This is a genomic window from Mucilaginibacter pocheonensis (genome assembly GCF_031456535.1).
Taxonomy (GTDB): Bacteria; Bacteroidota; Bacteroidia; order Sphingobacteriales; family Sphingobacteriaceae; genus Mucilaginibacter; species Mucilaginibacter pocheonensis.
This window is the reverse complement of sequence record NZ_JAVDUU010000004.1, coordinates 478000-503089: the sequence shown is the minus strand read 5'-3', so window position 1 is coordinate 503089 and position 25090 is coordinate 478000. Positions and strand designations below refer to the sequence as shown.

Annotated in this window: 15 protein-coding genes; 8 read left to right on the top strand and 7 right to left on the bottom strand. The window is 38.6% G+C overall.

Features of this window, described 5'->3' with window-relative positions:
* Positions 1 to 101: 101 nt before the first annotated feature.
* Together J2W55_RS20340 and J2W55_RS20335 are read left to right on the top strand one after the other, a co-directional pair.
* Positions 102 to 1346 (top strand): MBOAT family O-acyltransferase, encoded by a 1245-nt coding sequence (locus tag J2W55_RS20340; protein ID WP_310100122.1) that lies wholly within the window; start codon positions 102 to 104, stop codon positions 1344 to 1346.
* 3 nt (positions 1347 to 1349) lie between these two features.
* Entirely contained in the window at positions 1350 to 2330 is a 981-nt protein-coding gene (locus tag J2W55_RS20335) for a hypothetical protein (protein WP_310100116.1), read from the top strand.
* Between the two features lie 94 nt (positions 2331 to 2424).
* Here the strand turns inward: J2W55_RS20335 and J2W55_RS20330 are convergent, their stop codons facing one another.
* The 5 genes from J2W55_RS20330 to J2W55_RS20310 form a co-directional block, all read right to left on the bottom strand.
* On the bottom strand, positions 2425 to 3444 hold the full coding sequence (locus J2W55_RS20330; protein ID WP_310100114.1) for a UDP-glucuronic acid decarboxylase family protein: 1020 nt from the start codon (positions 3442 to 3444) through the stop codon (positions 2425 to 2427).
* A 36-nt stretch (positions 3445 to 3480) separates the two neighbouring features.
* On the bottom strand, positions 3481 to 4560 hold the full coding sequence (locus J2W55_RS20325) for an acyltransferase family protein (RefSeq protein WP_310100112.1): 1080 nt from the start codon (positions 4558 to 4560) through the stop codon (positions 3481 to 3483).
* A gap of 317 nt (positions 4561 to 4877) precedes the next feature.
* Entirely contained in the window at positions 4878 to 5957 is a 1080-nt protein-coding gene (locus J2W55_RS20320; RefSeq protein WP_310100110.1) for a glycosyl hydrolase, read from the bottom strand.
* 433 nt (positions 5958 to 6390) lie between these two features.
* Positions 6391 to 6798 (bottom strand): hypothetical protein, encoded by a 408-nt coding sequence (locus J2W55_RS20315; RefSeq protein WP_310100107.1) that lies wholly within the window; start codon positions 6796 to 6798, stop codon positions 6391 to 6393.
* 358 nt (positions 6799 to 7156) lie between these two features.
* Positions 7157 to 7549 carry a response regulator gene (locus J2W55_RS20310; protein WP_310100105.1) on the bottom strand — a complete coding sequence of 131 codons (393 nt, stop codon included), beginning with the start codon at positions 7547 to 7549 and terminating at the stop codon, positions 7157 to 7159.
* A gap of 499 nt (positions 7550 to 8048) precedes the next feature.
* Here J2W55_RS20310 and J2W55_RS20305 point away from each other — a divergent pair, with 499 nt between their 5' ends.
* Complete coding sequence (locus J2W55_RS20305) at positions 8049 to 8498, top strand: hypothetical protein (protein ID WP_310100103.1); 450 nt, start codon at positions 8049 to 8051, stop codon at positions 8496 to 8498.
* Positions 8499 to 8765: 267 nt separating this feature from the next.
* On the opposite strand, the gene J2W55_RS20300 is transcribed toward J2W55_RS20305, so the two are convergent.
* Positions 8766 to 9119: a helix-turn-helix domain-containing protein gene (locus J2W55_RS20300; protein WP_310100101.1), complete on the bottom strand. Its 354-nt coding sequence runs from the start codon at positions 9117 to 9119 to the stop codon at positions 8766 to 8768.
* Between the two features lie 128 nt (positions 9120 to 9247).
* Complete coding sequence (locus J2W55_RS20295; protein WP_310100099.1) at positions 9248 to 9769, bottom strand: UpxY family transcription antiterminator; 522 nt, start codon at positions 9767 to 9769, stop codon at positions 9248 to 9250.
* A gap of 553 nt (positions 9770 to 10322) precedes the next feature.
* Between J2W55_RS20295 and J2W55_RS20290 the strand changes: the two genes are divergently transcribed.
* The 5 genes from J2W55_RS20290 to J2W55_RS20270 all read left to right on the top strand — a co-directional run bounded on the left by J2W55_RS20290 (position 10323) and on the right by J2W55_RS20270 (position 25087).
* A complete protein-coding gene (locus J2W55_RS20290) occupies positions 10323 to 14774 on the top strand; it encodes an Ig-like domain-containing protein (protein WP_310100098.1) in 4452 nt (1483 codons plus the stop codon).
* A gap of 46 nt (positions 14775 to 14820) precedes the next feature.
* Positions 14821 to 17652, top strand: coding sequence for a PQQ-dependent sugar dehydrogenase (locus J2W55_RS20285; RefSeq protein ID WP_310100097.1), 2832 nt, complete (start codon positions 14821 to 14823; stop codon positions 17650 to 17652).
* Positions 17653 to 17772: 120 nt separating this feature from the next.
* Positions 17773 to 21573, top strand: a complete 3801-nt coding sequence (locus tag J2W55_RS20280; protein WP_310100095.1) for a malectin domain-containing carbohydrate-binding protein — start codon at positions 17773 to 17775, stop codon at positions 21571 to 21573.
* A 355-nt stretch (positions 21574 to 21928) separates the two neighbouring features.
* The gene (locus tag J2W55_RS20275; protein ID WP_310100093.1) at positions 21929 to 22726 is read left to right on the top strand and encodes a polysaccharide biosynthesis/export family protein; all 798 of its coding nucleotides are present in this window, start codon (positions 21929 to 21931) and stop codon (positions 22724 to 22726) included.
* Positions 22727 to 22816: 90 nt separating this feature from the next.
* Positions 22817 to 25087, top strand: coding sequence for a GumC family protein (locus tag J2W55_RS20270; protein WP_310100092.1), 2271 nt, complete (start codon positions 22817 to 22819; stop codon positions 25085 to 25087).
* Positions 25088 to 25090: the final 3 nt, after the last annotated feature.

The window sequence follows — 25090 nt, the reverse complement described above, 5'->3', positions numbered from 1 at the left end:
TCCTTTTAATTGCCAGCTATTATTTTTATTCATGCTGGGACTACCGGTTTCTTTTTCTTCTTGTTTTTTCAACATTGCTTGATTACTTCACCGGGATAAAAATGTCGGAAGCAAAAAGTATCAAAAGCAAGAAAGGCTGGTTTTGGTTAAGCGTGATTGTTAATCTGGGGTTTTTAGGCGTATTTAAATATTACAATTTCTTTGCGCAATCATTTGTTGATATGTTTGGTCACTTTGGCGTGCACATGCAGCTTTCAACAATTAATGTGATTTTACCTGTTGGTATTTCTTTTTACACCTTTCACGGCTTGTCATATGTAATTGATATATATAAAGACCGCATTAAACCCGAAAGGAATTTTATTGATTATTCACTGTTTGTGAGCTTTTTTCCGCTTTTGGTGGCGGGGCCAATTGAACGGGCAACCCACTTGTTGCCGCAGATAAAGAAAAAGAGGCATTTTGATTATGTTAAAGCGATTGACGGTTTAAGACAAATTTTATGGGGCCTGTTTAAAAAAGTTGTAATTGCTGATAATTGCGCGGAATATGCCAACCTTATATTTAACCATTCTTCAAATTACTCCGGAAGCTCATTAGTTTTGGGAGCCTTATTATTTACGTTCCAAATTTACTGTGATTTTTCGGGCTACTCAGATATAGCCATTGGTACTGCCCGGCTACTGGGCATCGAGTTGCTAAGAAATTTTGCCTTTCCCTATTTTTCAAGGGATATAGCCGAGTTTTGGAGGCGCTGGCACATCTCATTATCAAGCTGGTTTAAAGATTACCTGTACATACCGTTGGGTGGCAGCAAAGGTGGCTTATGGATGAGGGTTAGAAACACATTTATCATATTTCTTGTGAGCGGATTTTGGCACGGCGCCAACTGGACCTTTATTATATGGGGCGGGTTAAATGCACTCTTTATAATGCCATCCATCATTTTTAAAACCAACAGGAGCAACCTTGATATTGTTGCAAAGGGAAGGCTCTTGCCGTCAGCAAGGGAGCTTTTTGATATTGTATTGACTTTCTCTTTAACGGTATTGGCATGGATATTTTTCCGCTCGGCAAGTGTAGGGCAGGCTTTTCAAATTATAGGCAGTATATTTACAAAAGACTTATTTAAGGCCCCTCAAGCCTCACCCAGACCTGTTATTCTTGCAATCATCATTTTATTCATGATCATTGAATGGATTGGAAGAGAAGGAAAATATGCTATTGAAAACATCGGTATGAAATGGACACCTGTTTTAAGGTGGAGCTTTTATTCGTTTATAATAGTTTGTATAGGTATGTATATGGAAACAACCGGTTCTGATTTTATTTATTTTCAATTTTAAGTTATGAAGCGATTTGCATTAAGACTATGCCTGTTTATAGTATTTGCCAGTGTTTTTTATACCATAACGATATTAATATTTGGGATATTCATGCCGGCCTCACTTGCCAAAAATTTCGATGATTTTGGCGGATTGGGTTTTACCCGCAGGCGGATGAATGACGCGGCCAAAATAAAAGGAGTTGATGTAATAATTGTGGGGTCGTCACACGCTTACAGGGGCTATGATCCAAGAATATTCAAAAAAGAAGGTTTGTCGATCTTTAACCTGGGCTCAAGCTCTCAGTCGCCTCTGCAGACAAAGTACCTGGTTGACAAATACGTTAAGAACTTAAAGCCCAAATTTGTTATCATTGATATATACCCTATTTTATTCGGTGTTGATGGCTTGGAATCGCAGATAGATTTAATATCCAGCGGGTTAATGGACAAGGATATCGTAAAAATGTCATTCGAAATGAATAACATCCGGCTTTACAACAGCTTGATATTTGGAGCGTTCAACAACACTTTTCATTTAAAAAAACAAAAGAAAACAGAAATCAAAGGAGATACTTATATTCCAGGGGGGTATGTGCAATCATATGAAAGGTTTAAATTTAAGAAAGTAAGATTTACACAAAAAATTAATATATCTGCTTTGCAATTGGGGGCGTTTAAGAAAACCCTGGCCGAGCTAAAGTCCCAAAACATTAAATATATCATAGTACAGGCGCCGTTTTCAAAGGCTAACTATAATTCTTATACAAATAATGATGAAATTGACAAGATGTTTGCAGGTTTAGGCGAGTATTATAACTTTAACAAGGTGTTGAACTTACCCGACAGTATGTATTATGACGATAGCCATTTAAATCAGTTTGGCGTTAATGTTTACAACGCGAAACTGATAGATACACTTAAAAAAAGTGGTGTACTTAATAACGTTGCGCGCCTTAAACCCGCAGGCAATATGAAAAACTTCCAGGCTTCCAATAATAAATAGTGTTGTAATTGTAGATGAAAATAAAAAGCCCGAAACAGTATTAACTTGCTGTTTCGGGTTTTCTTTTAACTAATTGTTGTTTAATTTTTGCTGTTTAATTTTGTAATATCCGGCTGCTCTCTGAGTGCTGCTGTTTGTTACAATATGAAAAATCCTTGTGGTTTATTTCCTTTTCGGGCAGTGATTTAAAATAATCAAGAGTGATCTTTAGTCCCTCGCTTCTGGAAACTTTTGGCTCCCATCCTAAAATAGATTTGGCTTTGGTAATATCTGGGCGGCGTTGTTTAGGGTCATCAACCGGCAGCGGCAGGCTGATGAGTTTTTGGTTGGTGCCGGTAAGTTTAATGATCTCTTCGCCAAACTGCCTGATGGTGATCTCATCGGGGTTGCCAATGTTCACGGGTTGAGCATAATCACTGTGCAGCAGGCGGTAAATGCCTTCCACCAGGTCGTCCACATAACAAAAAGAGCGGGTTTGTGAACCATCGCCAAACATGGTCAATGGCTCGCCCCTCAAGGCCTGGCCAATAAAAGCGGGGAGTACGCGTCCGTCATTTAGCCGCATGCGCGGTCCATAGGTATTAAAGATCCGAACAATACGGGTTTCCAGCCCGTGAAAGGTATGATAAGCCATGGTGATGGCTTCCTGAAAGCGTTTGGCCTCGTCATAAACGCCGCGTGGCCCCACCGGGTTCACATTGCCCCAGTACTCTTCGGGTTGCGGGTTAACGTTCGGGTCGCCGTAAACTTCGGAGGTGGAGGCGATGAGCATCCGGGCTCCTTTGGAAAGGGCAAGGCCCAACAGGTTATGCGTGCCCAGTGAACCCACCTTTAAGGTTTGTATAGGAATTTTTAAATAATCAATAGGGCTTGCCGGCGAAGCAAAGTGCAGGATATAATGAAGCTGCCCCGGTACATGCACAAAAGTGGATACATCATGGTTGTAAAACTCAAAGTTCTCCAGCTTAAACAGGTGATCAATATTACGCAGATCGCCGGTGATCAGGTTATCCATGCCAATTACATAGTAACCTTCTTTGATGAACCTGTCGCATAAATGCGACCCCAGGAAGCCTGCTGCTCCGGTTATTAATATCCGCTTACGGTTTGCCATTTTTAAATTATTAGGGGTTTAAGTAATAAATTTTAATTAATTGGGAAAAGTTCTGCTGCTGGTTATGCTTCTTGTACTTTTTAAGTCAAGCTCATGCTTTTTCTTATGAACCGCACTGATCTTATCTCCAAAAAAGAGCACGGAGAATACTTTATTTGAACCACACAATAACCTGAGCAATACCGGAAAGCTTATCCCCGCGGTTAGTCCTATCAATATCTGAAGCGGAATATTATGTACCGATAATTTGGCTAATAGTACCCTTGCTGTTACGGCTCCAAAGATATGGAACAGGTAAATGCCGTAAGAAAAATCGCCAAGCCAAATTAGTTTTTTGTTTTGATAACCCAAACTTATCATTAATATGCAAGCGGTTGAGCCAACGCAAAATGTTAAAAGATTAGCAATTCTAACATCTGTATCCACATCAAACAAATACAGCTGATAACTTATTGAAATAACAAATATTAACCCTGCCATTTTAACCAAATTCTTTTTAAATATGGCCTCGTAAAATCTTTTAAGCGATAGGCCCAGGATAAAGAATGTTAGCAAAAAGGGCACTCTGTTTAAGCTAAAGTAATTGAATTTGTAAGGCAATGCTATAAAGATCAGCGCCGCGATTAGCAGGCATATTATTGCAGATTTTAATGTATCAAGTGCTTTGAAGTTTTCGAGCACGGTAATGATCAGGAATACGATCATCATGCCCTGTAAAAACCAAAAGTGCGCATACGGATACACATAAATGCGCCAGATATCATTCAGGTCGTTTTTGGAATTGGTTCCGGGGGTAATGTATTGCAACAGATAAAAAAGCGTTGCCACAACAACTAAAGGGATCAATAAGCGATTGATCTTTCCTACTATAAACTTGGAATTGGATGTAAACCGGGAAACGGGCTTATACGCGTAAACAAAGCCAGAGATGACGGTGAATAATGGCATTCGGATATACTGAAAAGCATAGTAGGAGAACCTCCAAACGGAATCATCAGCCACCTTTAATCCATTATCTGATGCGGAACCTATAACATGACCCAATACCATTAAAATTATAGCAAGGCCTCTGAGCGTTTCTATGCTTAGATTTTTATTAGTCTGGCTTATTTTCATAGTAAAAATATTTTGACACAGAATATCCGGTCACGATAGTTTAAAAAACGGAACAAATTATTAAAAATCGGGAGGAACACATTATCAAATACCTGTTTTGATACTTAATTGTGTACAAGTGAGAAATGTAAGAAGCAGGATATTGAGGCCCAGAGGTGAGCTAATCTATTTATCAGTTAGGTAAATTAATAAATAAATTAAAAAGGCCGAAACCTGGAGAGAGAATAAACTGAACAGGTAATAGTGCCTGTTATGTAAACAGAACTCATTATATAAAGCAGATTAAGCCTGCTTTATATAATGAGTTAAATTGAATTTTATAATGTAAGATTTTTTGAAACAAGTTTTTTTGCCCAGGAAGTATAAGGATCGGTCCATTTTACAATGCCGTAGTTACCTTCTAACATGCTTTTGTCAGGCTCATTGAAAAGCTCATAAATAATGGCAACTTTTACTTTAGGGTTATTTTTGCATTTAGTAATGAAATTTGATATAAATGCATTTTGATCTATTTCGTGAGTGCTTACATCTTTATATCTTAAATTGAATTCAGTAAACCAAATTGGCTTATCAGGAAATAAAGAGCTTAGCTTTTTAGTAATATCCGGAATATAGTAAGGGGCTTTAGGGGCAATCGCTTCCATTTCAGAATACCAGTGATACGCTACCACATCAAAATTAACGCCATACCAATCTAACATTCTGATAAATCCATAATGTAACCAGCCTGCAGATACCATTGTTTTTGCATCAGGGTCTTTTGATTTTATGCCCTCGTCCATTCCTTTTAAATAGGCGGCAACTACATTAAACTTAGTTCGGTCATAATCGGCCTGGCTTTGGCCTGTTGTTTTAGGCAATAGCAATTTAAGTTCAAGATCATTACCAAGATCGTAATAAGTAAAGTACTGTCCGTACTTGGCTGCAAAGTTACTTCCCAAAGTTCTTCCTGCCTTGTAAGAGGCCGACTGACTTGCCGTTAGGTCAAGTGTACGGGTGTACAACATAGGTAACAGTCTTACATTACCGGCTTGCGCGGCCAACCTTAATGGCTCAAATAAGTAGGGTACGCTTATAGTACCATCAGACAGCGTTTGAAAACCTACCCTGTACCATTTCATTCCCATACCTTTGATTAACTGAATTTGTGTAGTAGCCGGGGTTTTAACATAAGGAGCATCGCCCATTGGGTGGCCAACTACGCCTAATTGTAAAGTAGAACCAGCAATCGAAATTTTAGCTGTGCTTGATACAGCAGCTAAAGCTTGTACTTCTGGGGAGGTTTCTGGAATTGTTGTTGCTACGGGTTCTACGCTTTCTTTTCGTGAGCAGGATGCTAAAATTAGACAGGCAAGGCCCGTCAAGCTTGCCATTTTAAGTTGATTTTTTTTTAACATAAGCGGGTTATTTTAATTAATAGTATCAGCTAAACGTTAATTTCGTTAAAAATGTTGCATTAAATGTCATAATAATTAATAATTTAATAAAAATACTTTTCATTGAAACATTTTTTAGTTGTACTATAACACCCGGTTTCCTTTCTTTTTCAGGACTTTACGAAATGCTTAGTGTATTGAGTTTGTTACAAAAAAAATCAAGAAAATTTTTTATAAAGAAGGGGTAATCTTTACTATAAGGCAACAGGAGTTGACCGGAAGAAAGAAAAAATTGATTAAAGAAATTGATATTTAACTATTAGTTAATCAATTAAACACGAGAAAGCGAAGAAATTTAACTGAGATAATGATGGAACCGAGTTCTGAATTGCCATTGTGGGAATTGGCAGCTTATGCCAGGCAAAATCGTGTTCCGAACTTTCGGATAACCAAGCTATTTTGGCGATTCTAAAGTGGATGCAAATGCAGTGTAATCAGAAACCGACGTTTCGTCTGTTTTCTGCAAAAGCATTTCATTATATTTTTCCAATAGCAATAGGTATTTGTTTTTCCAACATTCTTGTTCGGTATAGTCAAAATTTGAACCATACCGCAGCGGTAGTTCTGGTACCTGATAAATAACTTTAAAATCGTCTGATTCAAAAAGTTCAGGAAACTCCTGGGTGAAATCATGCCTGATGATACAACCGATGCGGAATATAACATCCCTTTTTAGTTGTTTTTGATTGAACCAATTATAAATGGATCTTCTGTTTACATTCATGCACCGCCCCAGATCGCTGATACAGTAGCCATTTTTTCTGACTCTGTATTCGACAATTTGACCATAATGTTTATCCATAATCTACTTAGTAAAATGATTTTCAAATAATAAATTTCAGTTTGAAGCTTTATATCAAGACAGATCGGCAAGTATTCAATTATAAAATTAGCACTATAAACTAATTTTTATGCAAGTATAAATACGTAAAAAATTAGGGATAATTACGTAATGTTCAACTTCTAATCAAAAAGCTTTAACAATATACATATATTATTGCAGTTTGTTTTAGAAAATATTAAAAAAATTAAAATTGTTATAATAAAATGGACGGAATTAGGAAGAATGCAGTACTACCATGCCGCTATTGTAGTGATTGTTCATATTAAATTAACCTCCTGTAAATATTGGAGTGGGTTACAGGAACATATGTTTAAAACTAATTGATGTTTTGTACAATTGATTCTATAACTTCTTTGGTTAATGGCTTAATCAGATATGATTTTACGAAAGGGTAGTTGTCAGATCGCTTAATGTCACGGGGATCTATAGAGGAAGTTATTATATATACACGAATAGCTTTCCGTAATTCAGGATAAAGCGATTTTAACCTGTCTAAAAAATGCCAGCCACTTAATTTTGGCATATCAAGGTCAATAAAGATGAGTTCAGGCAAGCTGTTTTTTTTGGATTTATTTACTTCTAAAAATTTAAGGATATTCTTTCCATCAGAGCTATATAAGGTATCCTCAAATACTTTATACTTCATTAACATTTTTTTGATAATGAATAGCTCAATCTGGTTGTCATCCAATACAATTAGTCTACTCACATTTTAATAATTTATAGTTTGATTGAGAGATGGAATGAACACCCTTTTAATGGTTAATTCATTCTTTTATTTGATCTATTGTAAACCCATACCATAATATTTGCTAAAAACAATATTATAATCAATACTTCTATATTGTTTTGACTAAACATTTAGCTTATGGGTTTTAATTTGAAACAAATAATCTTCACTCAAATCTATCGTTTAAAACATTCATTTCTAATAAACAGACTACCCGTTATCAGCACAATTTAGTTCACACAATTTCACGTAACTGAGCATAATTGACCGGGAATTCCATCAAAAATAGTCTAAGAAAGTAGCGGGGTTCTACTGTGTAAAAAATGAGCACATGTCTATTTATTTAGCGCCTTATTGTGATAGATTTTAGCTCATTTCTCAAACCTATACACTTTTTCACATTATGTTATACACTTTCCCTTAAACCGAATTTCTACTATATGGATGCTTTACTTTTACTTTATTAAATGATATGATTATGAAAAATTTTAACAAAAAATTGAGCTGGATTGAACCAGCGTGTATGAGTATGGCACCCTTTTTATCAATGTTGAATAAAGGAAAAAGGGCGGGGGTGATTTTATCAATGTTAATCCTGGTGTTTACATCTGGCTGTAAAAAAATGAAAGATGAGGCTCCCACTGAAAGCTACTACGGTTACGGCAAACTAATCGTTGACTGCGAAAGCAAGTGTCATATCTCATTTGGTACAGCCGATAAAATGAACGTTTATGACATTGACTCAAACAAAGCAACCTATTATTTCAGGTATCAAACAAAATATAACCTTGATATAACTATAACCCCTACAGATAAGGATCAAAGGGTGGGTATGAGTGTATACAGCAGGGAAGAAAAACAGATATTTGAGAATTCGGCTTTAAGAAAAGTTAATGTAGCATGGGAATCTAAAATATTGGTCCCTTAAGTTAGTTTCATAGCCTCAGATAAAATAAGGATTAACTTGATCCCATTTTACTTAATATAATTAGCAGATTTTTCATGCAGTTGCATCATTTTTCAAATCTTAAATAAGTTTATACCAATTTCTGCTATAATACCGGTAAAAATGATTAGTGCTGTTAATACCTTTAGTATTATAGTGGTTTTTTCAAATAAAAAAAGAACCGGATCCTAATTTAGGATCCGGTTTCTTTTTAACTGATAACATAACACTTATTAAATAAAAGCTTCTTTACGTATTGCTTTCAATCCTGTTTATCAACAAGGAATTGTACTTTTCTAATAGTTCAATGTATTTGTCTTTCCACAGCGACGGATTGGGGGCTTCCCAAAATGTAAGGTCATTTAAATTTGCTGAGTTTTGATTTTTAAAATCATCTTTTCTAAATAGCTCAGGAAACTCCACAGAAAAATCATGATTAATGATTATCCCTATCTGATAAATGATTTCCTGTTTTAAGTATTTTTGATTGAACCAATTATAAACAGATCTCCTGTTCATATGTGTTAAGCGCGCCAGTTCACTAATACTGAAGCCGTTTTTTCTGACAATCAACTCAACTATTTGGCCGTAATGCTTATCCATAAGTGATTATTCTATAATTTGAAATCAGCTCAAATGATTAATAAAAAGGGTATTAAAAAATGGTATTGCTTTTAAAATTATATTCATTTAAACTTGTTGTTCCGGGTTGTTAAAATTCATATCACCTTTTATGAAAGGAATAAATTATTTGCATTTGAAAGTTCCCGGTGGTTTATTTTAACAGTAAGGGCACAATTGATATTATCGATAACCATAATAACCGATTTACCCTGTATCTGAGCTATTTCGCCTTTATGATTTAAGAGCGGGCCATTAATAACTTTAACAGCATCGCCAATGTTAATGTCTTCCAGTGATATGGCTTCAATGTCCGTATAGTTTTTTACAATGGTTCTTATACGTTCAATCTCTGCATTATCAAGCGTAGCGGGCTTACCGCAATGGGATATAAAATTTACTACTCCAGAGGTTTGCATTATTCTGGATCGTTCAAGCTGATCGGCCTGTACAAAAAGATATGACCTGAAAAGTGGAACCTCAATTACTTTATTTCTGTCAACCCACTGCCTGCTTGTTTTCACAAGCGGGCAAAAAGAATTAAAGTTCTGATCCTTTAATAATTGATCTACTTTTTTTTCCCATCGCGATCGCGTATAAAGCACCATCCAGTTTTTCTCACTTTTTTTCATAAGTAATAAGTTAAAATCAATATTGTATTTGACTGACTTTTAATGTGATAGATTCCTTTTATTCTGCTTTTAATTGTTAAAAAATCCGTTGTAAATTTTTTATTTTAAAATTAAATTAAAAGGTGGCTTGATTTCAGGCTGGTGTCGGGTTGTGTATCAATTTGTGAAAAGTTGAGAAAAGCAGCGTTTATTTTATACAGTTAAGACGCTTTTATGTTAAATATGCCTTGCAGAAGCCTGTTTTACGCTGGCGCGACGCTCAAAGTCCCTATCTTATTTCTTTTCTCACTAATACACAATTACTGAACAAGTACCATAATAAGACAGCTTTTCAGCCATATAATAATTAAACTTGTTACAACGATAAGCAATAATTTATTTGCCATAAAAACTCGCTGTGTAAGTGAGAGAGCGAAGCTTACTTCAAGATTTAAGCCGTAACACATCCGGATGAGCAGAACCGGTTTATTTATGGTAAATACTTTAAAATGGTGTTATTTTTTAAGGTCATTTATCAAGGTGGTTTCACGCAATTAATTAAATCATAATTGTTATGGCGAAAATTTTGACTCTTAAAATTTTATTATTGGGTTTAAATGTATTAAGCATTTGTAGTATGGCCCATGCCCGTTACTATAAACGTATAGGGTATTTACAATCAGATACTTGTGACCATGTGAGCACGCTGCCTTGTAGTGCAATAAAAGTTAGCTTACCATATAATTTGTCATTTACATCCGGAGTAAGTAATAGTATAGTAGATAAAAACGGGGTAGGTACTGGTTTTAAAACAATAAATAACTATTCGGGTGTCAGGTTAGCAGTCGATGGACAGCCAACCAATCCACAGGTGCCCGGTTATGAGCCATCAAAAATCACGGTAACAGGTGGCCGTCTTCAGCTATTGAGTAACAAAGGAATTGATTTTTTGACCAATAACAACCAGCTGAATGTACTTGGTGTAAAAATTGGAGCGGTTAAAAAACTGCAGCTGGAGGTTAAATTGATAAACCCCTACAATGGTACTCAATCACAGCAAGCCGGTTTGTGGTACGGGCTAAACGATAAAACTTATGTTAAATTAAATATAAGTGGCAATAAGGTTGAGTTAAGAAAAGAACTTAACGATATATCCAGCAATGCGACCGGAAATGCCAATCCAGATCAGCGGATAACCGGAGTTATAAACGGGCTCAATACCAAAACAGTAACGTTACGTTTGGTGATTGATTCTGTAGCTAAAACTGCGGAGGGTTTTTATTCAACCGATGGTTTAAATTTTATAAGCACAGGAGCTACCGGTTATACATTGCCCAGCGTTAATATTACCGGGATGGGTTTAATTGACAGTGTGGCATATGCAGGTATATATGCAAGTTATCGAAACGGAACCACGCCTGTTACTTATAATTTTGATGACTTCTCGATAGCCAATATTCAACCAAGTATTAAGGTACTTACCTTTTCGCAAAGCTCATTGAACTTTACCTTAATAAAAGATGGCCACGTAATACCGCAACCGGTGTACATCAAGGCAAACCAGGGGCACCCGGCATTTACATTATCAAAAACGAATGCCGATTGGCTGAATTTACCTCAAAACCCTACTGATACCATAATATTTAACTCCAGTATTATTGATTCCACCACTGCGGCGGGTAATTATCAGGCTTTAGTTACCTGCGCTGCAGCTGGATATCAATCCGCCACTTTGTTGATCAACCTGCGTATTGTGGATGGGGTACAACAGCGAACTATTAAAGTTAATTTTCAGGACATTGCAACTATACCGCCATTAAATTATATCAGAGATTATGGGCAGCCGTACGGCGTACGAACGGGTTTGTACCAGGCAAGCGGGCTTGAGTTTGGCTGGAAAAAAAGATCGGACGGTACTTTACTCAATTTAACCCCAAACACCCGTAACCGCAACACTCCCGAGGATGTATTACTGGCCACTTTAATACATATGCAGGCCAACACCATTACAGGCACATTTAATGGTGTAAAAACCGAAGGTTATTGGGAGCTAAAAGTGCCTAACGGAACCTATGATGCAACAGTTTCGGTTGGCGATGGTTTAGTTAATTCTGCGCCCGAAAGCCATACTATTAATATTGAAGGGATAAATGCCATAAATCATTTTGTGCCCAGCGGTAAGCAAGGTAGTATAGGCCGCTTTAAATCAGCCACTACAAGATTAACAGTAACAGATGAACAATTAACAATAAATGCCGATGGAGGTACTAATACTAAACTCAATTTTGCGAATATCGTTCCGGTTTCCCTGAACCCTTATTTATACTGGGCTGCAAATAATCAAAATTTACTCATCAAAGCAGGGTCGCCTGCAACCAGCTCATTTACTGTTCCTTTAGGCAGTTCAAACAATTCGGCCACGGCATATAATATTGCGGTAACTTATGCAAGCGGAGCCACAGGGTGGCTAAACTTCAATGCCACGCCAACGGGGGTACAACCCAACATAAGTTTTAATTACACTGCAGCTAAAAATTTACCTTTAGGCATTTATAAAGCCACGGTAAAAGCAACATCGGGCCAATTCACAAGCGCGGTATTTCCCATACAAATAAGTGTTGTTGATAGTTTAAAACCGTATGTTATTTCTTCAACCCCACCAAATGGAGCTGTAAATGTCAGCCTGAACACAGTAAGTATTGCAGCTAATAATTTACATGTACCGGTTGTTGCCGGTTACCCTGGGGGTGTTAATAACAGCACTATTACAAACAACACTGTAAAATTATACAGACAGGAAGATACTTCTTTCACACTTGTACCTGGCGTGGTGCAGGGGACGGGCGGCGGAGATGCTATAAGTTTTTCCCCGTCGTCGAGCTTGCTGCCTAACACTAACTATAAATTTGTTATTACATCAGGTGTAATGTCATATGCTGGTGCCGCTTTTGCACCTTATGAGGCTAATTTTACCACCGAAGCAGCCCAAATTGATTCATCAGCCCTCCTTAACGCCCAATTCACAAAACTTGCTATTCCGGGTACTCAAAACAAAAAATATTGCTCTTTAAAAATCGGGCCCGATGATAAGCTATATGCTTTAAGGCTCGACGGAACCATTGAAAGATACATAATAAATCACGCTGATGGTTCGCTTGTTTTAGATAAAACAATAAAAACCCTTATTAACAAATATGGCGCACGCTCGGCAATTGGCTTAGCTTTTGATCCACGGTCAACCAGCTCCAATTTAATTGTGTGGGTTTCGCATTCATCGGCAGGCCTTACCACTGCACCGGCATTTGACGGTAATATTTCACGTTTGATGGGCGACAGTCTGCAGAATGAGCAATTAATAATAACTAAACTTCCTCGTTCCACCCGTGATCATATGGTTAATGGATTAGCTTTTGGTCCGGATAACGCGCTTTATATTTGCCAGGGAAGCAACAGTTCGGCAGGTTCATATGATAACGATTGGCAAAGGGCCGAAAGTTTGCTTTCGGGCACTATTTTACGCCTTGATACCAGTAAGCTAAGCGCATTTGTTTTACCTCTGAACGTTCAAACAACTACAATTCAAAGTGTTATAAATAGTGCTCCCGCGGTTGCTGCAACCATGAGCGATGGTACTTATAATCCTTATGGCAGCAGTTCGCCTTTAACTATTTACGCTTCAGGTGTTCGTAATGCCTATGATCTGGTTTGGCATACCAACGGCCAGTTATATCTTCCAACCAATGGCTCTGGCGGAGGAGGGAATTCGCCGGCATCTGTAAATGGCACACGCCGGCCCGATGGTACCTTTTATAATGGTCCGGTTATACCGGCAACTACAGGCGTACAGGTTCAGAATGATTGGCTGTTTAGGGTTAACCCTGATAAACCGGTAGGTTATTACGGACATCCTAACCCGCTACGGGGTGAATATGTAATAAACCGCGGATTTGCTGACAATCCTCTGTATTCGCCATCAATTGTGGCCGATATCCGTTATCGTCCAGCATATAGTTTTGGATTAAATAACTCTCCCGACGGGGCATTAGAATATAAAAGCAACACTTTCAACGGCGCATTAAAAGGAAAACTGCTGGTTTGCCGATTTAGCGGCGGGGGCGATATTGTTGTGATGGAACCAGGTTCAATGGTGAAAACTACCTATCAGAACGGTGACGACCATATTTATGATATTGTGAAAGTCACCACAGGTTCTTCAAACAGCGGCCTGGTGGGCATGTCGGGCTTTGCCAATCCGTTGGATATTACGGAGGATGTTACTAACGGCAATTTATATGTAGTTGAATACAATTGGAATGACAACCCAAATCTTATGGCTCAAATTACGCTTTTAAGAGTTTCAGCTTCTTCGGCTGCCGCTCCTGCAATACTCTCTGTAACAGCCGTACCGCAGGTACGTGCCAATGAATACCAGGATAATGAATATGAGGTAACATTAAGCAACAAGGGCGATGGTGTATTAAAAGTAAAAGATATCGGCATTTATGGGTCAGACGCTGCAAAAGCTAAAATAGCCAACATACCGCTGCCCAATAAAAAAGCTCCATTATTAATTAAAAAGAATAGCTCACTAACTTTTAAAGTGCTTTTACCACCGTCATTGAGCGATGGTTTAAACGCAAAGCTAAAGGTGACAAGTATAGAAGATACAGTTAAAGAAGTAGAACTTAGTTCACGGTTAATTGACTCGGCAATAAATGATAACGGTAAAAAGAAGGAGACAAGCGAACCGAAAAATGACGATCATATTTTACTGGCTTATCCCAACCCAAATGGCGGAGGGCCGCTATATGTGAAAGTGAGAAATTGTAAAATACATGAAACCGTTTCCATTTCTATGTACAATATGGATGGTAAAAAACTTAAAACAATAAAAGTAACAGCGAATGAGCAGGGGCAAATAGATACACAATTTGATATTAAGCCGGATAAAAATAAATACTATATCATAAGGATTGTTTATTTAACCGGCTCAAAATATGCAAAGATCATTGTGAATACCCCTTGATTAAAGGCAGTGTTATGCTGCATGTTTAATAAAATTTTAATACAAAATGAGTAAAAGTGTCTTGAAAAATGTTGGTATAAGGGTTTATTTATATGTTGTTCTGTTTTGCGCCCTGGCATTTTTTGTTTGCAATAATTACAAATCAATTATCAAAGCATCTGCCCCTAAACTAACAGAAAGTTCAGCGGCTTTCCTTTGCCTGGCCGAGGCTCCGGTAATAGAACCTGTTAAGATAAATTTTCAAGACGATAAAACAAGTCCGCCACCGGGATGGCGGAAAGATATAGGGGAGCCATTTGGGTTTCGGCCTGATATTTATGAAGGTTCACAACTTCAGTATGGATGGAAAAGAAGGGCCGATAGCAAACCCGTTGACCTGAGGGGGAATGCGCGAGCCAGAACAGAGCCTGAAGATGTATTGCTTTCAACCTTTGTTCATATGCAGGCCAATAATATCAGCTCATTTTTGTATGGTGTATTTCAGGGAGAAAAAACCGAAGCATACTGGGAAATAAAGTTGCTTAATGGTGTATATAAAGTTACCGTTGCCGTAGGCGATGGCGAGGTTGGCAAAGCTTATGAAAATAATTGTATCAATGTTGAAGGGGTTAAAGCAATATCAAACTTTCAGCCATTGGGGAGAATCAGAAGCCCGGGCAGATTCAAAACAGCAACAGTGAATGTAACTGTAAGTGATGGCTTTTTAACACTTGATGCAGATGGTGGTACAAATACAAAAATTTGCTATGTTGAAATAGAGCCGGTTAACTTGGTTCCCTATGTATACTTATCAGCAAACAGCCAAAATTTACTGATCGAGAATACCAATAACGTTGCCAAGGTATGTTCATTACAACTTAAAAACTCATTGAAATCTGATATCGCCTATTCGGTATCAACATCATACACGGGTAATGCCAAAAGCTGGCTGAAGATTTTGCCCCGAAAATCGGCTAATGATACATTATTGTATTTAGATTATTCATCGGCCCGAAAACTACCTGTCGGGAATTATGCAGCAACCGTTAATGTATCGGCTGATGGATTTAGCAGTGCAGCTATTGCCCTTGAATTAAGGGTGGTTGATCACAACCGGCCGTACGTAATTTCATCAAACCCGGTAAATGGCGCCCAGATTGTTAATAACTTATCTATAGCGGCTAACAACCTGTTTGTCCCCGCTGTTAATGGCTTTAAAGGTGGTGTTGATAACGCCACCATAAATAATAAAACGGTAAAATTATTAAAGATCAGCGATGGGGAAATTTCAGCGATACCAGGGACCGTTCAGGGAACAGGTGGGGGAGATGCGATAAGCTTTTCGCCATTACGCCCGCTTGATGCCAACGCTGTGTATAAATTTATTATAACCAGCGGCGTAAAGTCATACAATGGCGCGTCATTTTTGCCATTTGAAACAACTTTTTCTACCGAAACGGCATCTGTAGATTCAAGTAACCTGATAAAAGCCAGCTTCACGAAAATATCTATCCCCGGCACGCAAAATAAAAAATATACCTCGTTAACTTTTGGCCCCGATGGCAGATTTTACGCTTTAAAAATAGATGGCAGTATTGAGCGATTTGATGTTGACCATAACCGCGGGATGCTTAAAAACATGCAGGTTATTAATACACTCGTAAAAAAACATGGCGAAACAACAGCAATCGGTTTAACATTTGATATTAAATCAACTGCTCATGATCTTATTGCGTGGGTGTCATTTTCATCATCAGGTTTGGTATCGGCACCCATGTTTGATGGTAATATCTCCAGGCTAAGCGGGATAAATTTGCAGAATGAGCAGCTGGTTGTAACCAAATTACCCAGATCTACAAGAGATCATATGGTTAACAGCATGGCATTTGGGCCCGACAGCGCTTTATATATTTCAGTTGGAAGTAACAGTTCCGCAGGTGAATATGACAAGGGCTGGCAGCGCGACGAAACATTATTGGCAGGCACCATACTAAGGCTTGATACTAAAAAACTTAAAGGAGTAAAGTTGCCCCTTAATGTAGAGACAACCGCTAATCAAAATTTAATCAATCACGCTTCGGCCACTTCATTAAAACTGCCCGATGGTACATATAATCCGTACAGTATAAATGCCCCGCTTACTATCTATGCATCAGGTATACGCAACGCCTATGATATGGTTTGGCATAGCAACGGACAGTTGTATGTGCCTGCGAACGGCTCAGGTGGCGGGGGGAACTCGCCTGCATCTGTAAAAGGCACACGCAGGCCCGATGGTACCTTTTATAACGGACCAAATGTTATTGCCACAATGAATGTGCCGGTACAGCATGACTGGTTGTTCAGGATAGATCCTGATAAACCGGTGGGCTTTTTCGGGCACCCCAATCCACTCCGGGGCGAATATGTTATAAACAGGGGATATAGCGATAATCCTGTTTATCCGCCAGCCACCAAAGCCGATGCAAATTATCGCGGTGCAGCTTTTGACTTTGGTTTTAATAAATCGCCCAATGGCGTTATTGAATATAAAAACAATGCTTTTAACGGCGCCTTAAAGGGAAAGTTATTGGTTTGCAGATTTAGCGGGGGCGGTGATATCATGGTTTTAGAACCTGGTTCAATGGTTAAAGATAACAACCGCGCCCATTCGCGGGACGGACATCTTTACGATATCATACACGCGGCTACTGGCGCAAGTAATTATGGATTGGAAGGAATGACCGGCTTTGCAAATCCGCTTGATATTGCGGAAGATGTTATAAACGGAAATTTATATATAAGTGAATTTAATTGGAATGACAATCCAAATCTGATATCGCAAATCACACTTTTAAGAGTAAATAAAAAAACGGATGACCAAAGTATTGCCAGGGCATTGGTTTCAAGGCGCAATTAAACGCAAATGGTCATATGAATTTTCTCAAGTGGTTTTCTTTGGAGCTTTGTTTTTCCCGGTTGATAGTTTCCTGATTTAACGCCTCATAAAATCCTTCCCTAACAATTTAAGAATATTGCAATGAAAACACTCAATTATCGACGGTTTCGTTTTGTAAAGCGGTTCAAAACAAATTTGATTCCGGCATTTTTATATCTGATTTGTAACCCTCTTTACGCTCAGGCCGATGGCTGCAGCCCAATAAGTACACTACCATGTACATCGTTGCAGGTAACCTTGCCGTACAGCCTGTCTTTCAACGCCGCGGTAAGTAATACTATAACAGATAAAAATGGGCAAGGTACGGGCTTTACTACAGTTAATAATTATTCGGGCACCAGATTGGCCGTTGATGGCCAGCCCTCCAATGCTCTTGTGCCTGGTTATGAACCATCTAAAATAACACTAACAGGTGGCCAGCTGCAGCTTGTAACCAATAAGGGAATTGATTTTTTGACCAATAATAACCAATTGAACGTACTGGGTGTACAGATACCCACAGATAAAAAGCTGCAGATAGAATTAAAGGTGATCAATCCTATAAATGGTACGCTATCACAACAAGGAGGTATATGGTTTGGTTTAAATGATAAAACATATATCAAATTAAGCATCAGCGGAAACAAAGTAGAGTTAAGAAAAGAACTGAATGATGTTTCCAGCTCAGTAGCCGGGTTATCGAACCCTGATCAGCGTATCACTGCTGTGATAAGCGGACTTAATACCCAAACTGTTAGCTTACGTCTGATCATCGATCCAGCAACTACTACTGCCGAAGGCTTTTATTCAACAGATGGGATAAATTATACCAGTACCGGTGCGGGGTATGCTTCATCGTCGGTTAGTATAACTGGCATGGGTTTAACAGCAGATACAGCCTACGCAGGTTTATACGCTACTCATCGCAATGCTTCAACTGCGGTTACTTATAATTTTGACGATTTTGCTATTACGGCTACTGATATCCCGGTATCGCAAAGTGTAAATATTGATTTTTTACCCAGCGGTTCTGCCGTACCATCCGGTTATACGGGGGATATTGGTTTGCCATTTGATGCAACCCGCAAATATGGGTGGATAGATCCAATTACCAAACAACCTATAGATCTTCAGGCGAATATGCGTATCAGGAGCGGCACCGGCGATGCAAAACTGCGTTCATTGGTACAGATGCAGGCTACTGCCAATAATCAAAAGCCAGGTACGTGGGAATACGCCGTAGCAAACGGAAAATATACGGTAACAGTAAGCGCCGGTGACGACGGATATTATGACAGCGATCACCAGATAAACGTAGAGGGCTTACCAACTATAAGTGATTTTATACCTTCATCGCAACTAAAATATAAATCGGCTACATCCACTGTACAGGTGAGCGACGGAAAATTAACCATTGACGCTACCGGAGGTGTTAATACCAAGATGAACTACTTAACTTTTAGTCCGGCGGTCACAGTTACAGATGCCACGGCGCCTACGGCAAGCGCCAGGTTGTCGGGTACATTAAAATCAGCCGGCGTGTATGACGAGCAGGTACAGGTATTTATTACCGCGAATGATGTTGGCGGCTCTGGTCTTACTTCGCTGCAATATTCTATAAATAACGCGAGCTATGTTAATTATACCGCACCATTTATTATTAATACACCCGGTAATTACACCCTGAAGGTAAAAGCTGTTGATGCCAACAATAATCAAAAGATAACCACCGATTACACTTTTAGTGTAGTAGCATCACAAACAAGCGGAGCATACATGGTTTTAAAGAATCCCGATGCCTTTCCTTCTGACGACCGGCTGGTTTTTTCACTGATCCAAACACCCTGGCGAAGAACAAGCCCTGATACCACTCCTTATAATGCCAATCATGATAAAATAAAACTAAGGATAAACAATAAAGGGACAGGAAAGCTGAACATAAGTAAATTAACCTTGTCAAACCCAGTGGCGTGGAAGATAGTTTCAGTTAATAGTGATACAACCGCGGCCGTGCCGATAAGTATAAGCCCGGCAGCGTTTGTGGACGTAACCATCCAATTCAGGGCTAAAGATGCTGCCACGAGAGTCAAAGTATTTAATGATACCCTAACCATTGCCAGTACGGATAGCATAGCCCCAGTGAAAAAGGTTGTACTTAGCGGAATTTGGCAGATTGCAGGCGAAAGCACGAATGAACCTTATGCGAGTCAAATAATTGCCGCGTTTGGTTTTAGTACAACCACTGGTTACGGGCATGATGACGGTACTATTGACGGTACTACCCGGGTACCTAACTCGAGTGAAGTAAATGCGGCTTATTTTGTAAGGGCCGATCCAAGCAAGCCTGTTACCGTTCACCAAATGGCCGCTTATCATGGATGCTGCTCGGCAGTTGAAATTTTTAAATATTATGCCAAAGGTTCGTCTACGCTTACAACATTGTTTACCCATGAAAATTTAGACGGGCAGTCGGTATTGCCGCGACTTTCAAATACAGCCAGTTCGCCTGCTCAGGGAACGTTTAACCCCACAGGTGCCTTTGGAATGAAAATAGGATCGTCATACTCAGACAGGACAAAAAATTTTAACGGGCTTATCGGTATCAGATTTTTAAAAGTAATGAACGCCGAGGGAAACATTGTACCCAATGCCTATATTATGGATTGTGATTACCTGGGAACCTCCGCAACTAATTATGACTACCAGGATAATATATATTATGTTGACAATATAAAGCCAGATTCTGGTTCTGTTCATTACTCAGACCTGGCAGCAACCCCTACATCAGCTATAAGCTTTAGTCCGGTCCTCACCGGCTCATCTGCGTCCGTCACAATCTCAGTAAAGAATACCGGGATAAGTTACCCTGATGGCACCAATGATTCGCCCATAACGCTAAAGGGTGTAAGCATTACGGGGCCAGATGCCGGTGAATTTAGCGTAAGCGCGTTAAAAACTTCGAGCCTTGCTGTACAAGCTACAACACCGTTAACTGTAAAATTTACTCCGGTTTCGGTAGGAATAAAAAATGCGGCTCTGCTTGTAAATTATAATAGCGCATCGGCTCCGCTTCGTATTCCTCTTTACGGCATTGCCAATAGCAGCACCAGTACGGTTAATATTGTTAAACGGATAAAAGGAGGGGCCGACGCCAATGTCACTATTGGTAATAAATTATATGAAGCAGATAAAAATTATCGTAAAGGATCTATCAAGCTGGATCAACAGCAGGTGATAACCAATGTTGCAGGTACGGATATAGACTCACTATATGTTCCTTATTTATCTGCTGCTGCAGATCTGGCTGAAACCCGATATGAAATTCCGGTTGTAAATGGCGATTATTTGGTTAGAATGCATTATGTCGAAAATTATTGGACGGCACCCGGATCAAGAATTTTCAGTGTATTTATTGAAAATCAGGAAGTGCTGACCAATTTTGATATTTTTAAGGAGGTAGGCTACCGTGCGGCTTTAGTAAAAGATTTTAGCACTACGGTAAATGACGGCGTGCTAACTATAAAATTTGATCCGACCGCCAACAGGGTTGGGATTGCTGGTCTGGAGCTGTTTCAAATTTTAAACACTGCATCCGTTTCACAACTTACCTTGAATGCAAATAAGCTTAATACCTCGGCCAGTAAGAAAATAACCGTTTTCCCAAATCCCAATGCCGGAAATAATTTTTATTTAAATGCTAGCAATTTTGCACGGGGCGAAAATGTAGTTTTATCTATCAGCAACATGTCTGGAAAACTGCTGAAAACTGAACGATTTGTGGTTGATGATTTAGGGTCTGCGAATATATTTATTACACTGCCAAACAAGTTAAGTCAGGGCGTTTACATTATTAATACCACTGCAGCATCAGGAAACTTATCATCAAAACTAATGGTCCAATAATGGGTGGCTGACACAGTTTTCACACCTCTATCACACATTTTTACATTTATGTATCAACACTTAAATTTAGGGTGTATTCATTCATATTTTAGTAATATTTGTTAAAGTTTAGTATTAAAAATGTTGCTAAAAGGCAATAATTTTCAATTGCTGATAATTATAGAAAAAAAATAATTGCCATGTAAGCGAAAGGGCGAAGCTTTATAGCGAGGCCAACAAATGTCGCTGTAAGCCATCATCAAAACGGGCTACACTTTCCAATGCTTACTCCTGATGATTGTCAACATGGTAATGTTTTTAAGGATCGGAATTGATATTAATTATTAAAGCCACATCATAATTCACCTTAATTTATATGAAAAAATCATGTTTTCCGATGGCTCACATACTTGTAGCCATTGTATTGTTCCTGATGTGTTCTTGTGGTAGCACCAAGAAACTCCGGTACTTTCAGGATATGTCTGAAGCAAATACAGCTGCACCGCTTGCCTTGGCCCCCTACACTGAGCCTGTTATTCAACCTGATGATATTTTGGCGATAAATGTAAATACAACTGATCCGGCTGCCACTTTAAGTATCAATAGCAGGAACGGTGTTTATGTAAATAGCAGCAGCCCGCAATCAGGCTCTGCAAATCCTTTATCGGGATACCTGGTTAGCAAAGAGGGTGATGTGGAGATACCGGTGTTGGGAAAAATAAAGTTGGCGGGCTTAACCACGGTACAGGCCAGGAGCGCGGTACGGCAAAGAGCAGTATCATCATTTAATGACCCGGTGGTTGATGTAAGGTTTACCAATTTTAAGGTCACAGTACTTGGCGAAGTGAATCATCCGGCATCTTACATTCTTCCCAATGAGCAGGTAACGTTGTTAGATGCCATAGGATACGCCGGTGACATGACAATTTACGGGCGCCGTACAAACGTGTTACTTATACGCAAAAGCCCTGACGGTAGAAATTTTTCGGTGAAATTAGATATGACCAAAAAGGATTTGCTTAATTCTCCTTACTACTACCTGAAGCAAAACGATGTGGTATATGTTGAACCGCTAAAAACCAAAGTGTTAAATAACGATAATAACCTCATTAAATATCTTTCACTTGCAGCAACAGTGTTTACAGCAGTGATCTTAGCTAAGCGGTATTGGTAGCTCAACTTAAAATAACATTATGTTATGAGCCCTGCCGGCTTAATTTTTAGTAAATACTATATCAAAACCAGTTATCAAAAGGAAAACAATATGAATTTTAAAAGCATTCTGTTACAAATTAAAAGCCACTGGTATTTATTTGTAATAAGCCTTGTGGTATGCATTGGTCTGGCTTACGTTTATAATACCTATGCCACAAAGCAATATCTTATCAGCAGTTCGTTGCTTTTGCAACAGGAACCCAACAACCCTGATGCCTCATCAACTTACGCAAACGGCGGGGTTTCATCTGTGTTAAATGTTAATGAGCTTATAAAAAATGAAGGTGATGTTTTAAAATCCCGTAACCTTATAAAAGAGGTGGTGCAAAATATGCACCTGAATATCAAACTGTTTTTAAATGATGGTTTTTTATCCACAGAAATATATGATGAAGCCCCATTTGAAATTAAAATACTCAATACCAAGGTTGATTCATTAAAAAGACGCGAATACACAATAAATGTAATTAATAACAACACCATTCACATTGTTAATGAAGATGAAAACATTGATCGTAATGTTAAATTTGATCAACAGATAAGTCTTCCTCAGTATAATATCAAGCTGGCCAGGCGGCGGGGTGTGCCAGTTTATCAGCAAGAATACTCTACCCAAATCGTATCTGAAGATGACGCTATATCAGATATAATCAAAAATTACGATGCGGAATTTACAGATAAAGGTACTACTACCATAGCCTTAACCTTATATTATCCTGATTCAAAAAAAGGCGAAGCGATACTTCAAAATTTAATGAACCAGTATTTGAAGGATAATATAGAGCATAAGAAAAGCGTGATAGACAGCACGATCAATTTTATTAACAGCAGGTTAGCGGTAGTTGGTGATGAATTGACAAACGTTGAGAAAAAATATCAGAATTACCGGAGCAATAATAATATTACAGATATTGATGAACAGGCAAAAGTGCTGGTAGGTAATGCCAGTGATTACTCTAACAGGTATCAGCAACAGCAAATTCAGCTTTCTATTATCAATGATCTTAAAAACCGGTTAAATGATCCTCAAAACACACAAACAATACCAAGCTCGCTAAACATCCAAAACGCTTCTTTTGCGGCCAGTTTGAGTCAATATAATGGATTGTTAAATGAAAGAGCCAAACAGCGCCTTTCATATACAGAAACCAATCCTGTAATAGTTAATATTGATCAGCAGCTACAAATAGCAAGACATAATTTACTGCAAAGCATAGATAGCTACAAGAATGAAATGGAGCTGAGCAGCAGTGGAATAAATAAGCAAAACAATGTTTTGAATGGTTATATCAGAAGCGTACCCAGCAAACAGCGTACAATTATGGATTATTCAAGACAGCAGGAGCTTAAACAACAATTATATGTGTACCTGTTGCAAAAAAGGGAAGAAACATCAATGGCGAAAGCCGCCGATATGCCTTATTCCAGGATAATTGACAGTGCCAAGAGCAGCAAGGAACCAGCTAAGCCGATAAAGCCTATTATATACATCATGTCGTTCTTTTTAGGACTGATTATGCCTTTCGGTATAGTAAGTTCCAGGAAAATGATGGAATCAAAAATAAGCTCGGAAGAAGATATTGAAAAGCAAACCGACGTAACCATTATTGGGAAAATTGGTCACCAATCAATTGCTGAGCGATCAAAAGCGGATATTTTTTCAAGATCGCAGGTAACAGAAAGTTTGCGCACATTAAGAACAAAACTCAGAAACATACTTGACGACCGCAAGTCGAACGTGATCATGATCACGTCAAGTATTAATGGGGAGGGCAAAACTTTTTTAACCCGTAATTTAGGAAATACCCTGGCTATGGCCGGCAAAAAAGTAGTGCTGATTGAGCTTGACCTGCGCAAACCTAAGTTATCATACATGCTGGGTGTTAATAATGATAGTTTTGGTTTCTCGAATTATGTTTTAGATGACCTGGAGATTGATAGCCTTATTAAGCCAAGCTTGTTTCATGAAAACTGTTATGTAATCACTTCGGGTCCGGTTGTGGCCAATGCGAGTGAGTTATTACTTAATGATAAGCTTGGTAATTTGATTGATGATCTGCGGACAGAATTTGATTATATCATCATAGATAGTTCGCCGGTAGGCCTGGTTTCTGACGCGTTGATCATTCAGAAGCATGTAGATATGACAATCTATGTTTGCAGGCATAATTACACTGATAAGTCACAGATTGAGATTATCAATGAAATTAAAACAAAGGATAATGTCGATAACCTATACCTGGTTATCAACGATGTTAATTTTTCGAACTCAGGTTACTTTGGGTACGGGTATGGCATTGGATACGGTTTAGAAAAATAAGTT

Bases quoted from the DNA above. Each gene is read 5' to 3' on its own strand.
- J2W55_RS20300 (WP_310100101.1), bottom strand. From the start codon at position 9,119: ATGGATAAGCATTACGGCCAAATAGTTGAGTTGATTGTCAGAAAAAAC.
- J2W55_RS20275 (WP_310100093.1), top strand. From the start codon at position 21,929: ATGAAAAAATCATGTTTTCCGATGGCTCACATACTTGTAGCCATTGTA.
- J2W55_RS20290 (WP_310100098.1), top strand. From the start codon at position 10,323: ATGGCGAAAATTTTGACTCTTAAAATTTTATTATTGGGTTTAAATGTA.
- J2W55_RS20295 (WP_310100099.1), bottom strand. From the start codon at position 9,769: ATGAAAAAAAGTGAGAAAAACTGGATGGTGCTTTATACGCGATCGCGA.
- J2W55_RS20325 (WP_310100112.1), bottom strand. From the start codon at position 4,560: ATGAAAATAAGCCAGACTAATAAAAATCTAAGCATAGAAACGCTCAGA.
- J2W55_RS20270 (WP_310100092.1), top strand. From the start codon at position 22,817: ATGAATTTTAAAAGCATTCTGTTACAAATTAAAAGCCACTGGTATTTA.
- J2W55_RS20320 (WP_310100110.1), bottom strand. From the start codon at position 5,957: ATGTTAAAAAAAAATCAACTTAAAATGGCAAGCTTGACGGGCCTTGCC.
- J2W55_RS20335 (WP_310100116.1), top strand. From the start codon at position 1,350: ATGAAGCGATTTGCATTAAGACTATGCCTGTTTATAGTATTTGCCAGT.
- J2W55_RS20330 (WP_310100114.1), bottom strand. From the start codon at position 3,444: ATGGCAAACCGTAAGCGGATATTAATAACCGGAGCAGCAGGCTTCCTG.
- J2W55_RS20280 (WP_310100095.1), top strand. From the start codon at position 17,773: ATGAAAACACTCAATTATCGACGGTTTCGTTTTGTAAAGCGGTTCAAA.
- J2W55_RS20315 (WP_310100107.1), bottom strand. From the start codon at position 6,798: ATGGATAAACATTATGGTCAAATTGTCGAATACAGAGTCAGAAAAAAT.
- J2W55_RS20285 (WP_310100097.1), top strand. From the start codon at position 14,821: ATGAGTAAAAGTGTCTTGAAAAATGTTGGTATAAGGGTTTATTTATAT.
- J2W55_RS20305 (WP_310100103.1), top strand. From the start codon at position 8,049: ATGAAAAATTTTAACAAAAAATTGAGCTGGATTGAACCAGCGTGTATG.
- J2W55_RS20340 (WP_310100122.1), top strand. From the start codon at position 102: ATGTCGGAAGCAAAAAGTATCAAAAGCAAGAAAGGCTGGTTTTGGTTA.